The organism is Streptomyces sp. NBC_00094 (genome assembly GCF_026343125.1).
Taxonomy (GTDB): domain Bacteria; phylum Actinomycetota; class Actinomycetes; order Streptomycetales; family Streptomycetaceae; genus Streptomyces.
Genome location: NZ_JAPEMB010000001.1, coordinates 7,093,826 through 7,106,239 on the forward strand (window position 1 = coordinate 7,093,826; position 12,414 = coordinate 7,106,239).

The window sequence follows — 12,414 nt, forward strand, 5'->3', positions numbered from 1 at the left end:
CAGAGAGCGGGGTCAGGAAAATCGAAGCGCTTCGACGGTGGGCCTGCCGGAGAGCGGTTCGTCGAGCGTGTCGGCGACCGGGAAGCGGCGGAGTTCCCCGGGGTCCCGGGAGCCGAGCGGGGACATGCCGCCGTCCGCTCCGAGGCGGGCGAGCAGATCGAGGACGAGGCGCCCGCGCCGTACCCGCTCGCGGGCCGTGGCGAGGGCCTGTTCCCGCAGATGCGCCCCGTACGGATAGATCCCGGCCGCCCGGCTCAGCCCGAACTTCAGGTAGAGCGGCGCGCCCCGGCGGATCAACTCGGCCGCCTCGTACATCCGGACGTACCCCCCGAGGTCGTCCGGGGCCTCGACGTACAGGTCCATCGGCGCCCGGCTGACCCGGCGGATCTCGGTGAGGTGGGCGAGGGTCAGATCGGAGGGCACGTTGAGGGAGTCGGCGCCCAGCCGCTCGTGGACGGCGTACGCCGCCGGGTTGACCGGGCCGATCAGCGCGGACACCTTGAAGGTGGTGTCGCTCGGCAACACCCCCTCGGCGCGCAGCCGGTGCAGGGTCCACAGGACGCCCTCGTCCGCGACGAGCAGGCACCGGACACCCAACTCGACCGCCCGCAGCGCGTCTTCGACGCACCCGGCGAGCGCGTCGTGGCCCCGGGCGCGGAGGCCGGCCCCGCCGGAGTCGGTGCGGGTGGCGGCCCCGGTGTCCCAGGTCCCGCGTGGCCCGGTGAACAGGCAGAGCTCGACGGAGCGTTCGGCGCAGGCGCCGGCCATCTCGGTGATCTCGGCGTCGGTGAGCATCCAGACGCCGCTGCCCTGGCTGACCCGGTGTACGGGGACGTCGAGTCGCTCGCTCTCGGCGAGGACGACGGTGAGCGCCTCGGGGCCCTCGACGGAGGGGATTTCGGTGCGCCAGAGCCCCCCGTCGGGGAAGGCGTGCGGGGAGGTGTCGGCGGGGTCGGCCGCCGGTACGGGGTGGCCGAGGCGGCGGAGCGCGTCGCCGCCGGGACGTCTGGGTGCCGGTCGCGTGGTCATCGGGATCCTCTGTTCGGGAGGTCGGACGAGGTACGGGCGAGTGTGGGCGAGGTGCGGGCGAGGTGCGGGCAAGTGCGCGAGTGCGGGCGGGTGCGGACGAGGTACAGGCGAGGTACGGAGGCGAGGGGGCGCTCAGGGGAGCAGGAGGACCTTGCCGGTCCCCGGGGCACCGCAGCCCACCAGGGCGAGCGCCTCGTCGAACCGCTCCAGAGGGAAGGTGTGGGTGACGAGCGGGGCCGGATCGAGCAGCCCGGCGGAGAAGGCGCGCACCGCGTCGGCCCAGGCGGCGGAGGAGGCGCCGAAGACGGAGCGGAGCTCCAGTTGGCTCACCGACAGGTGGACCGGGTCGATCCCGGCGGCCCCCGCCGTGAACATGCCGGTCAGCACCACCCGCCCGCCGCGCCGGGCGAGGAGGCAGGAGGAGGCGGCCGTGGTGGGCGCCCCCGCGGTCTCCACGACCAGGTCGAAGTGACCGGTCGCGTCGTCCGCCTCCGCCGGGGTGAGTGCCCGGCTCGCACCGAAGTCCCGTGCCCGTGCGGCCCGTTCGGCGCGGGGGTCCACGACGGCGAGTTCGGCGGGGGAGGAGGCCGCGAGCCACTGGACGGCCAGCAGGCCGAGCGTCCCGGCGCCGACGACGGCGATCCGCTCGCCGGGGCGCGGCCGTCCGGCCCGTACCGCCGCGGCGACGACGGCGGCGGGTTCGAGGAGCGCGGCGGCCCGCAGGTCGACTCCGTGGGGGAGCGGGTGCAGCAGCCGCGCGGGGACCACCAGATGGTCGGCGAAGGCGCCCGGCTCGGTGAAGCCGGTCTCCGCGTACCCGGCGGTGCAGAGGCTGGTCTCCCCGTACCGGCACCGCTCGCAGACCCCGCAGGACCGGAAGCCCTCGGCGACGCACGGCCGGCCCACGAGCGAGGGATCGACCCCGGCGCCCACGGCCTCCACGGTGCCGGACCACTCGTGGCCGGGCACCACCGGGTAGCGGACGTAGCCGGGCGCGCGGTGTCCCTCGTACAGCTCGCGGTCGCTCAGGCAGATCCCGGCGGCGGCGACCCGGACGCGGACCTCGCCGGGCCCGGGCTCGGGCGGGTCCACCTCCACGAGCCGGTGTTCACCCGGAGCGTCGACGACGATCGCGCGGCCGCGACGGGTCCGGTCGTCGGTCACCGGGGCTTCCTCTTCTCCCAGCCGTCGGCCCACAGGTCGAACCGGGCCCGCTGCTGCGGGAACTCGGCCGCCGCGTCCACGTCCAGCTCGACCCCGAGGCCCGGAGCGTGCGAGACCGTGAAGCAGCCGGTCTCCGGATCGACTTCCGGAGCCCCGCGCACCACCTTCTTGATCTCGGCGTCCGCGAAGTCGTTGAAGTGCTCAAGGATCTTGAAGTTCGGGGTACAGGCGGCGAGTTGGAGGGAGGCCGCGGTGAGGACCGAGCCGCCGACGTTGTGCGGGGCGACGAGGACGTAGTGGGTCTCGGCGGTGGCGGCCAGCTTCCTCGCCTCCAGGATGCCGCCGATGTGCCCGACGTCGGGCTGGATGATGTCCGCCGCCTGCGACTCGAAGAGCTCCCGGAACTCGATCCGGTCGTGGATCCGTTCACCGGTCGCGATCGGCAGGTCCACCTTGTCGGCCACCTTCCGCAGGGCCTTGAGGTTCTCCGGCGGCACGGGTTCCTCCAGCCAGGCCGGGCGGAACGGGGCCAGCTCGTGGGCGAGGCGGACCGCCGTCGAGGGGGAGAAGCGGCCGTGCATCTCCACCATCAGCTCGGTGTCCGGGCCGATCGCGTCCCGTACGGCCTCGATGAGGGAGACCGCGTACCGCGAACGCTCCGCGTCCAGCTCGAACCGGCCGTTGCCGAACGGGTCGATCTTCAGCGCCCGGTACCCGCGGGCCACCACCTCACGGGCCGCCGCGTGGTAGGCCTCCGGGGTGCGCTCGGTGGTGTACCAGCCGTTCGCGTACGCGGGCACCCGATCGGTCACCTGCCCGCCGAGCAACTGCCACACGGGCACGCCCAGGGCCTTGCCCTTGATGTCCCAGCAGGCCATCTCCACGACGGCGATGCCCGACATGACGATCTCCCCGGCCCGTCCGAAGTCGCCGTACTTCATGCGGCGTACGAGATCCTCGACCGCGAACGGGTCGGAGCCGGCGATGTGGTGGGCCTCGGCCTCGCGGAGATACCCGATGAGGGCGTCGGTGTGGCCGAGCATCCGGGTCTCGCCGACCCCGGTCAGCCCCTCGTCCGTGTGGACGAGGACGTAGGTCAGATCGCGCCAGGGCGTTCCGACGACATGCGTGGTGATTCCCGTGATGCGCACGGTGGTTGCTCCCCGGGGGCGCTGGCGTGATGTTCGAGATATCGAATAGTGTTCGGTGGATCGGCGAGACCGTAGGCAGCGGCCCGTCGACGTGTCAATGGGAGCGCGTCCACGCGGACGGCCGTGGCCAGGGTCGTGGACAGGGCCGTCGACAGGCCTGTCGACAGGGCAGTCGACTGGCCCGCCGCCCCGGCCGTTGCCCGGTCCGGGGTCCACGGCTAGTCTCTGTCCGCGATTTCGGTCGCTGTACGGAATCTCGAACGAGCAGAGGGTGGGGTGGGCCTCGTGGGACGACTCGTTCCGGCGGTGACCAGGGCATTCGACATACTGGAGCTCTTCCTCCAGGGCGACGGGACGCTGTCCGCGCCCGAGATCACGCGCAGGCTCCAGCTCCCGCGCACGACCACGCACGAGCTGGTCGCCACCCTGACCGCACGGAACTACCTCGTCCCGGTGCCCGAGCAGCCCGGCCGTTACCGACTCGGCGTCCGTACGTACCAGATCGGCAGCCGGTACGCCGAGCAGCTCGACCTCGCGGCCGAAGGCCACCAGGTCGCCCGCGAGGTCGCCGACACCTGCGGCGAGACCGTCCACGTGGCCCTCCTGGAGGACATGGACGTCATCTACATCGCCAAGGTCGACTCGACGCACGCGGTCCGGATGGTCTCCGCCACCGGCCGCCGGCTCCCCGCCCACTGCACCGCCGTCGGCAAGATGCTCCTCGCCTCGCTCCCCCCGACCGAGCTCGAAGCGCGCCTCGACGCCCGCCTCGACGAGGGGCCGCTGGAGTCCATGACGCCGAACAGCCTCAGTGACCCGGACGCGCTGCGTGCCGCGCTCGCGGAGATCCGGATCCTCGGCGTCGCCGTCGAGCTCCAGGAGTCCAATCCGGACGTCAGCTGTGTCGCCGCGCCCGTACGGGACCGGTCCGGCCGGGTCGTCGCGGCGCTGTCCGTCTCGGTGCCGGTGCACCGCTGGAGCGAGGACCGCGAGAACGAACTGACGGCCCTCGCCGCGAAGGGCGCCGGCGAGCTCTCGGCGCGACTGGGGTACCGGGGCGTGCGCTGAGCGGTGCGGTGCCGGGGCGTGCGCCGAGACGCGGGGTGCCGGGGCGTGCGCCGAGGACCGGCGCACCGGAGCGGCCGGGCGCGCCCCGGTCCGGTACGAGGCCGAGGGCGGGGCCCCGTCAGCCCTCCGCATCGGCGGACCCGGCGCGGCGGCCCTCCCGGCGCTCCCGGGGCTGACGCATGCGGCTGACCGGGCCGAAGACCTCCCGGTCGTTGAGGAAGCCCTCGAGCGCGAAGGTCGCCGCCCCCCGGGTGACCGCGTTGTGGGGGACCGCGCTGCGCCGAAGGGTCGCGGCCCGGTGCGGCAGCGGCAGCGCGTGCCGCGTCACCGCCTCGTACGTCGCGGTCAGCAGCCGCTCCCCGAGCAGGTCGACGACCTGGTTGCCGAGGACGAGGACCCGGGGGTTGAGCAGATTGACCAGATTGGCCACCGCCGCGCCGAGGTAGCGCCCGGTCCTGTCGATCACGGCGGCGGCCGTCGGGTCCTGCTCCGCCGCCGCCCGCGCCAGTGCCGCGACCGTCGCCGCGTCGTCCGTCCCCGTCGCCCGCTCGTCGCCGGGTGCCAGCTCGCGCCAGGTCTGCGCGATCCCCCGGGTGCTCACGTACGCCTCCACACAGCCCCGGTTGCCGCAGGTGCACAGCCGGCCGTCGAGGGCGAGGCAGGTGTGGCCCCACTCGCCCGCGCTGTTGGTGAAGCCCCGGTACAGCTGCCCGCCGATCGCGATCCCGGCGCCCACGCCGGCCCGCAGCGTGAGCACCACCAGGTCGTCCGCCTCCCGCCCGGCGCCGAACCACAGCTCGGCGACCGTGCTGGCCCGCAGCGGGTTGTCCAGCCACAGCGGCAGGCCGAGGCGTTCGTCGAGGAGGGCGCCGAGCGGCACCTCGCGCCAGGACCAGTACGGGGAGAAGGACGAGACGCCGCCCTCGCGCTCGACCATGCCGGGCACGCTGACGCCGGCCCCGAGCACCCGCTCGCGGGGCACCCCCGCGCCGCGCAGGAGCTCCTCCACGCAGTCGGCGAGGACGTCGACGACGTCGGAGGGGCGGACGTCGCCCGGCGGGAGCGGCCGCTCGACGGAGTGCCGGACCTCCAGGGCCAGGTCGAAGAGCTCGGCGTGGACCGAGGTCTCGGCGATGTCGATGCCGATCAGGGCGCCCCGCTCGGCGTTGACGGCGAGCCGTGCGCGGGGCCGGCCGCCGCTGGAGTCCTCGTGGCCCGCTTCGACGAGGACGCCGGCCTCCAGGAGTTCGGCGGTGAGGTTGGCGACGGTGGCGAAGGAGAGGCCGGTCGCCGCCGCGATGTCCTGGCGGCTCATCGCTCCGGGGCCGGCGTAGACACGCCGGAGGACCTCGAAGCGGTTGAGGCGTCGGATGTCCTGCGACGTCCGCTTGATCACTCTGCTGCCCTTCGACGATCGACCGCGCTGTCCCGAGAATCTTATTCGAAGGGTTGGAAGAAGCGAGGGGCGGGTTATTTACAACCGTTAGACGAAGCCCTAGCTTTTGAGGAGACCACCGAGGAGGACAGATGCTGCACCTCAGGGCCGTGCCCTGCTCCCCCCTGCCCGGACGGCTGACGGAAGGTCCCCTCTGGGACGACCGGCGCCAGGAACTGCTCTGGGTCGACATCCCGGAAGGACTCGTCCACCGGGCCGCCCTGACCGACGGGCGCGACGGACACGACGGGAACGACGGACACGACGGGAACGACGGACGGGACGGACAGGACGGACAGGGCAGGCGCGACGGACAGGGCGAGGGTGACGGACCGGGCGAGGGTGACCGTCTGGACCTCGCGCCCCTCGCCACCCTCCGCTTCGACCGCCCCGTCGGCGCCGTCGCCCTCTGCGCCTCCGGAGCCCTGCTCGCCGCCGCCGGCACCTCCCTCCTGCGTCTGGAGGAGGACCGCCGGGTGGACGAGGCCGTCGAGCTCGCCGCGCCCGACCTCCCCGACGACGGACTCCCGCGCCGCATGAACGACGCCGCCGTCGACCCCGCCGGCCGGCTCCTCGCCGGAACGATGGCGTACGACGAGAGCCCCGGTGCCGGCGCCCTCTACCGTCTCGACGCCGGCGGCCTCGTCACCCTGCTCGACTCCGTCACCATCTCCAACGGCCTCGGCTGGAGCCCCGACGGCAGCCGCCTCTACTACGCCGACAGCCCCACCGGCCGGGTCGACGTCTTCGCCTACGACCCGGAGAGCGGCGCCCTGAGCGACCGGCGGCCCTTCGCCGTCCTCGACCGGGGCGTCCCCGACGGACTCACCGTGGACAGCGAGGGGCGCGTCTGGGTCGCGGTGTGGGGAGGCGGCGAGGTCCTCGCCTTCACCCCCGAAGGCGCTCCGTACGCCCGGATCCAGGTCCCCGCCTCGCACGTCACGAGCTGCGCCTTCGCCGGCCCCGCGCGCGACGTCCTGGTCATCACCACGGCGACCGCGGGCCTCGACGAGGAACGTCTGCGCGCCGAACCCGACGCCGGCCGCCTCTTCGTCTGCCGCCCCGGTGCGACCGGCCTGCCCACCACCCCGTACGCCGACCGCTGACCCCGGCGGACCACGCTCCCGACCCACAAGGAAGCAGCGCGACCATGACCACCGCCCACGATGCCCGCGCCCCGCACGACGGCGCCGCCGCGCACGACCAGGCCGCCCCGCACGACGGCCCCGCCCACGAAGGCCTGCGTGTCGCGCTGGCCGCCGCCCCCGTCATCGCGATCCTCCGCTCCACCTCCGCCACCCGCTTCGCCGAGGTCACCGACACCCTCCGGGCCTCCGGCGTCCGCGCCGCAGAGTTCACCCTCACCACGCCCGGAGTCCTCGACGCGCTGCGCGAGTACGCCGCCGACGCCCCGCCCGGCCTCGCGCTCGGCGCCGGTACGGTGACCACGCCCGCCGAGGCGCAGGCCGCCGTCGAGGCGGGGGCCACCTACCTCATCACCCCCACCACCTCCGCCGAGGTCATCGCCGAGGCCGTCCGCCTGGGCGTCCCGGTCCTCCCCGGCGCGTACACCCCCACCGAGATCCTCACCGCCTGGCGTGCCGGTGCCACGATGGTGAAGCTCTTCCCCGCCGCCAGCGGCGGACCGGAGTACCTCCGCGCCATCCGCGCCCCGCTGCCCGGCATCCCCCTCGTCCCGACCGGCGGCATCGGCGCAGCCGACGCCCCCGCCTACCTCGCCGCCGGCGCCACCGCCCTCGGCATCGGCAGCCCCCTCGTCGGGGACGCCTGCGAAGGCGGCTCCCTCGCCGCCCTCGCCGATCGCGCGGCCGCCTTCCTCGACGGGATAGGCCGATGACGTCCCCCGCGCCCGAACTCGTCACCCTCGGCGAGGTCATGGCGGTCGCGGCCGCCACCGCCCCCGGGCCGTTCGCCACCGGAACGCCCCTGCGGCTCGGCTGGGCGGGCGCCGAGGCGACCGTCGCCGTCGGCGTCAGCCGCCTCGGCCACCGCGCCGCCTGGACCGGCCGCGTCGGCGAGGACGCGACGGGCGCGATGGCCCTCGCCGGACTCCGCGCCGAGGGCGTCGACGTCTCCACCGCCCGTACGGACCCGGCGGTCCCCACCGGTCTGATGCTCCGCGAGCGGCGCACCGCCGACCGGCTCCGCGTCACCTACTACCGCGCCGGACTCGCGGGCTCCCGGCTCGCCCCCGGCGACCTGGACGAGGCGCGGATCACCGGCGCCCGGATCCTCCATGTCACCGGTATCACCCCGGCGTTGAGCGCCACGGCCCGCGCCGCCGTCGAGCACGCCGTGGCGGTCGCCCGTGCCGCCGGGGTCACGGTCTCCTTCGACGTGAACCACCGCGAACGCCTCTGGAGCCGAGCCGAGGCCACCGACGTGCTCGGCCGCCTCCTCCCGTACGCCGACATCGTCTTCGCCGGACCCGAGGAGGCCTCCCTCTTCGTGCCCGAGGTGCCCGAGGACGAGCCGGAGCGGATGGCCCGCGCCCTCACCCGGCTCGGCCCGGCGCAGGCCGTGCTCAAGCTCGGTGCCGACGGAGCCCTCGCGGTCGTCGACGACGCGCTCCACGTCCAGCCGGCCGTGCCCGTCACCGTCGTCGACCCCGTCGGCGCGGGCGACGCCTTCGTCTCCGGCTACCTCGCCGCCGTCCTCGACGGCTCCCCGGCCCCGGAACGCCTCCGCCTCGCCGCGCTCTGCGGCGCCTTCGCCGTCTCCGTCCCCGGCGACTGGGAGGGCCTCCCGCGCCGGGCCGAACTCGGCCTGCTCGCCGCCCAGGACATCAGCCGCTGAGCCGCCCGTCCCCGCCCGCCCCGCCCGCCTCCGTACCGACACACAGGAACCCACTGCCATGAACCGTTTCTCCGGACAGACCGCCGTCGTCACCGGCGCGGCCTCGGGCATCGGCGCCGCCAGCGCCGCCCGACTCGCCGCCGAGGGTGCCGCGGTCCTCGTCTCCGACATCGCCGACGAGGCGGGCGAGGCCGTCGCCGCCGCGATCCGCGCCGACGGCGGCCGAGCCGCCTACGTACGCTGCGACGTCTCCTCCGAGGAGGACTGGACCGCCCTCCGCGAGGAGGCCCACTCCCGCTTCGGACGGGTGGGCATCCTCCACAGCAACGCCTTCACCCACACCCCCGCCGCCGCCCACGAACTCCCCGTCGCCACCTGGGACCGGGAGATGGCGGTCAACCTGCGGGCCCTCTACCTCGCCACCCGCACCTTCCTCGACGACCTGCGCGCCGAGCGCGGCAGCGTCGTCGCCACCTCCAGCGTGCACGCCGACTTCGGCCTGCCCGGCTACCCCGCGTACGCCGCCGCGAAGGGCGGAATGTGCGCCCTCGTACGGCAGTTCGCCGTCGAGTACGGGCCGGACGTGCGCTTCAACTCCGTCCTGCCGGGCCCGATCCTCACCGACGTGTGGAACGACGTCGACGAGGAGGGCCGGCGGATCTCCGCCGAGGCCACCGCGCTCGCCCGGCTCGGCCGCCCCGAGGAGGTGGCGTCCGCCGTCGCCTTCCTCGCCTCCGCGGACGCCACCTACATCACCGGAACGAACCTGGTCGTCGACGGCGGCTGGACCGTGAAGAAGGAATCCAAGTGAAGATCACCTCCCTGCGTACGTACATCGTCGCCCCGCGCTGGTGTTTCCTGCGCATCGAGACCGACGAGGGCATCACGGGCTGGGGCGAGCCCGTGGTCGAGGGCCGCGCGCACACCGTCGCCGCCGCCGTCGAGGAGCTCTCCGACTACCTCGTCGGCCAGGACCCGATGAAGATCGAGGACCACTGGCAGGTCCTCACCAAGGGTGGCTTCTACCGCGGCGGCCCGGTCCTCTCCAGCGCCGTGGCCGGCATCGACCAGGCCCTCTGGGACATCACGGGCAAGGCCCTCGGCGTCCCCGTCTGGCAGCTCCTCGGCGGCAACGTCCGCGACCGCGCCCGGGTCTACAGCTGGATCGGCGGCGACCGGCCCGACGAGGTCGCCTCGGAGGCGCTGGCGCGGAAGAACGAGGGCTTCACCGCGATCAAGATGAACGCCTCGGCGCAGCTGCGGCTCATCGACACCCCCGCGGCCGTCCACGGCATCGTCGAGCGGGTCGCGTCGATCCGCGAGGCCGTCGGCGACGACTTCGACATCGCGATCGACTTCCACGGCCGCCTCACCGCGCCGATGGCCCGCCGGGTCCTGCCGCTCCTTGAGCCGTATCTGCCCTTCTTCGTGGAGGAGCCGGTCGTCCCGGAGATGAGCGACCACATCGGCGACATCGTGCGGTCGACCTCGATCCCCATCGCGACGGGTGAACGCCTGTACTCCCGCTGGGACTTCAAGAAGGTCCTGGACCAGGGCATCGCGGTCGCGCAGCCGGACCTCTCGCACGCGGGAGGCATCTCGGAGGTGCGCAGGATCGCCGCGATGGCGGAGGCGTACGACGTCTCCCTGGCCCCGCACTGCCCGCTGGGTCCGATCGCGCTCGCCTCCTGCCTCCAGGTCGGCTTCGCCGCGCCGAACCTGCTGATCCAGGAGCAGAGCCTCGGCATCCACTACAACACCGGCTCCGACCTGCTCGACTACCTGGTCGACCCGTCGGTCTTCCGGTACGAGGACGGGCACGTGGCCCTGCCGACGGGGCCGGGTCTCGGCATCGAGGTCGACGAGAAGGCCGTCGAGCGGGCCGCCGAGGTCGGGCACCGCTGGCGGAACCCGGCCTGGCGCCGGGACGACGGCTCGCTCGCCGAGTGGTAGGCGCGGCATGAGGAAGGGGTGGGCTCGTGAACGAGCCCACCCCTTCTGTCAGTCAGCTCGATCAGCGGTGCGCGAGCCAGCCCGCCGCCGGGAGCAGCTTGCTGTCGTAGTCGAACAGGGCCTGGTTCTCCCAGCCGTTGCCGGAGGAGGGGTCGGTCGGGTCCCAGCCGTTGCCGGTGACGGCGGTCCAGGCCGGCTCCCAGTAGACGACCCCGAGACCGCGGCCGTTCGGCACGGCCTCGACGACGTTCATGATGTCCCGCAGCCATGCCGACTGGCCGGCGCTGCTCGCCGGGTAGCCGGAGACCAGTTCGCTCGACAGGTCGATGATGTTCTCGTGGCCGTCCTCGCTGTCGAGGCGGAAGGGGTAGGCCGTCTCCACGACCATGACCTTCTTGCCGTAACGGGCCGAGATGTCGTCCAGGTTGGTCTGGAGCGCGGAGAGCGCGCCGTGCCAGTAGCCGTAGAAGGAGAGGGCGATGACGTCGTAACTCACGCCCTGCGCGGTCGCGTTGTCGAACCACGTGCGGTAGAGGGTGTTGTCGCCGCCGTTGGCGAGGTGCAGCGCGATCTGCGTGCTCGACGAGACCGCCTTGGCCGCCGAGATGCCGGACTTGAGCAGCCCGCCGAGCTGTGACCAGTTGGACGTCGAGCCCTCGGGCCACAGCATGCCGGTGTTGATCTCGTTGCCGATCTGCACCATGTCGGCCGTGGTGCCCTGGGCCTTCAGGGCGTTGAGCACGTCGTACGTGTGGGTGTAGACGTCGGTGGTGAGCTGGGAGTACGAGTGGCCGGCCCAGGCGGCGGGCTTGCTCTGGGCGCCCGGGTCGGCCCAGATGTCCGAGTAGTGGAAGTCGACGAGGAGCTTCATGCCCTGGGCCTTGATGCGCTGGGCCGTGGCGAGGACGCGCGCCTTGTCGTTGTAGCCGTCGGCGGGGTTCACCCACACCTTGAGGCGGCCGTAGGTCGCGCCCGCGTTCTTCAGGATGGCGACCGGGTCACCGGTGACGCCCGCGGCGGTGCGGTAGGTCCCGCCGAGGTCCTCGCTCTTCTTGAGCGCGGAGAGGTCGACGCCCCTGACCGCGAGCCCGGTCGTGCCGGAGGTGAAGGTGAGGTCGTCGACGTTGAGCCAGTTCCCGGCGTTGGCGTCGGAGTTGATGCTGACGGTGCAGGCGCCGCCGGTCACCGTCACGGAGGTGACGAGCCGTATCCAGGCGCCGTTGGACGTCACCGGCAGGTCGGTGCGCTGCTCGGCGGAGCCGCAGTTGCGCAGCGCCAGGTAGGCGGCGTTCTGGCCGCCGCCGGAGCGGACCCAGGCGCTGAGCGTGTACGTGCCGTTGGTGAGCCCGGAGAGGTACTGGTACGTCTCCACCTTGTACGCGGACGCCGACCAGTGGCTGAGGCGGTAGCTCCCGCCATGGCCCCCGGCCTCGGTGAACGAGGCGGCGTTCTGGCCGGCGGCCGAGTAGGTGGACCAGCCCGCCGGGGTGGCGGTCCCGGCGGCGTCGCTCTCGAACCCGGCGTTCGTGAGGGTGGCGGCCGCCTCGGCCCGCGGCGCGGCGGGCAGCGGGGCCAGGAGCAGGGCTCCCAGTGCCGCGGCGACGGCCGCGGCGCGCAGGCGAACACGGCTGGACAGGGTGGTGCGGCTTCGTGCGGGGTGCATCGTCGAGTCCCTTCGACGGTGGCCAATGTGAGGTGTGGTGCGGGTGGTTCCTTACGGGTGGTGCGGCTCACCCGGGGACGGCGCAACGGGGCGCGGCCGCCCCCGGGGAGATCAGGGGCCCCGGTGGCAGGCCG

The 12,414-nt window shown here is 73.7% G+C and carries 11 protein-coding genes; 6 read left to right on the forward strand and 5 right to left on the reverse strand.

Going from position 1 to position 12,414, the window contains the following annotated elements:
- Positions 1-12: 12 nt before the first annotated feature.
- From OG580_RS31505 to OG580_RS31515, 3 genes are all read right to left on the reverse strand, one after another.
- A complete protein-coding gene (locus tag OG580_RS31505; protein WP_267047043.1) occupies positions 13-1,029 on the reverse strand; it encodes a hypothetical protein in 1,017 nt (338 codons plus the stop codon).
- Between the two features lie 132 nt (positions 1,030-1,161).
- The gene (locus OG580_RS31510) at positions 1,162-2,193 is read right to left on the reverse strand and encodes a zinc-binding dehydrogenase (RefSeq protein ID WP_267047044.1); all 1,032 of its coding nucleotides are present in this window, start codon (positions 2,191-2,193) and stop codon (positions 1,162-1,164) included.
- Positions 2,190-3,344: a mandelate racemase/muconate lactonizing enzyme family protein gene (locus OG580_RS31515; RefSeq protein WP_267047045.1), complete on the reverse strand. Its 1,155-nt coding sequence runs from the start codon at positions 3,342-3,344 to the stop codon at positions 2,190-2,192. The genes OG580_RS31510 and OG580_RS31515 overlap by 4 nt, the downstream gene beginning before the upstream one ends.
- A 285-nt stretch (positions 3,345-3,629) precedes the next feature.
- Between OG580_RS31515 and OG580_RS31520 the strand changes: the two genes are divergently transcribed.
- The gene (locus OG580_RS31520; RefSeq protein ID WP_267047046.1) at positions 3,630-4,412 is read left to right on the forward strand and encodes an IclR family transcriptional regulator; all 783 of its coding nucleotides are present in this window, start codon (positions 3,630-3,632) and stop codon (positions 4,410-4,412) included.
- A 118-nt stretch (positions 4,413-4,530) separates the two neighbouring features.
- Here OG580_RS31520 and OG580_RS31525 read toward each other — a convergent pair whose 3' ends face one another.
- Positions 4,531-5,808, reverse strand: coding sequence for an ROK family protein (locus tag OG580_RS31525; RefSeq protein ID WP_267047047.1), 1,278 nt, complete (start codon positions 5,806-5,808; stop codon positions 4,531-4,533).
- 131 nt (positions 5,809-5,939) lie between these two features.
- On the opposite strand from OG580_RS31525, the gene OG580_RS31530 reads away from it, so the two are divergent.
- From OG580_RS31530 to dgoD, 5 genes are read left to right on the forward strand one after another with little or no spacing between them, the layout of a single operon-like run.
- Positions 5,940-6,953, forward strand: a complete 1,014-nt coding sequence (locus OG580_RS31530; protein WP_267047048.1) for an SMP-30/gluconolactonase/LRE family protein — start codon at positions 5,940-5,942, stop codon at positions 6,951-6,953.
- Positions 6,954-6,997: 44 nt separating this feature from the next.
- Positions 6,998-7,705 (forward strand): bifunctional 4-hydroxy-2-oxoglutarate aldolase/2-dehydro-3-deoxy-phosphogluconate aldolase, encoded by a 708-nt coding sequence (locus OG580_RS31535; protein WP_267047049.1) that lies wholly within the window; start codon positions 6,998-7,000, stop codon positions 7,703-7,705.
- Positions 7,702-8,664 (forward strand): sugar kinase, encoded by a 963-nt coding sequence (locus OG580_RS31540; RefSeq protein ID WP_267047050.1) that lies wholly within the window; start codon positions 7,702-7,704, stop codon positions 8,662-8,664. Before OG580_RS31535 ends, OG580_RS31540 begins: the two co-directional genes overlap by 4 nt.
- 58 nt (positions 8,665-8,722) lie before the next feature.
- On the forward strand, positions 8,723-9,475 hold the full coding sequence (locus OG580_RS31545) for an SDR family NAD(P)-dependent oxidoreductase (protein ID WP_267047051.1): 753 nt from the start codon (positions 8,723-8,725) through the stop codon (positions 9,473-9,475).
- Positions 9,472-10,617 carry a galactonate dehydratase gene (gene dgoD / locus OG580_RS31550; RefSeq protein ID WP_267047052.1) on the forward strand — a complete coding sequence of 382 codons (1,146 nt, stop codon included), beginning with the start codon at positions 9,472-9,474 and terminating at the stop codon, positions 10,615-10,617. Before OG580_RS31545 ends, dgoD begins: the two co-directional genes overlap by 4 nt.
- A gap of 61 nt (positions 10,618-10,678) precedes the next feature.
- On the opposite strand, the gene OG580_RS31555 is transcribed toward dgoD, so the two are convergent.
- Positions 10,679-12,280 carry a glycosyl hydrolase 53 family protein gene (locus tag OG580_RS31555; RefSeq protein ID WP_267047053.1) on the reverse strand — a complete coding sequence of 534 codons (1,602 nt, stop codon included), beginning with the start codon at positions 12,278-12,280 and terminating at the stop codon, positions 10,679-10,681.
- Positions 12,281-12,414 lie beyond the last annotated feature (134 nt).

Excerpts from the sequence above, each read along its gene's own strand:
- OG580_RS31505 (WP_267047043.1), bottom strand. The coding sequence starts at position 1,029 with ATGACCACGCGACCGGCACCCAGACGTCCCGGCGGCGACGCGCTCCGC.
- OG580_RS31530 (WP_267047048.1), top strand. The coding sequence starts at position 5,940 with ATGCTGCACCTCAGGGCCGTGCCCTGCTCCCCCCTGCCCGGACGGCTG.
- OG580_RS31535 (WP_267047049.1), top strand. The coding sequence starts at position 6,998 with ATGACCACCGCCCACGATGCCCGCGCCCCGCACGACGGCGCCGCCGCG.
- OG580_RS31540 (WP_267047050.1), top strand. The coding sequence starts at position 7,702 with ATGACGTCCCCCGCGCCCGAACTCGTCACCCTCGGCGAGGTCATGGCG.
- OG580_RS31545 (WP_267047051.1), top strand. The coding sequence starts at position 8,723 with ATGAACCGTTTCTCCGGACAGACCGCCGTCGTCACCGGCGCGGCCTCG.
- OG580_RS31555 (WP_267047053.1), bottom strand. The coding sequence starts at position 12,280 with ATGCACCCCGCACGAAGCCGCACCACCCTGTCCAGCCGTGTTCGCCTG.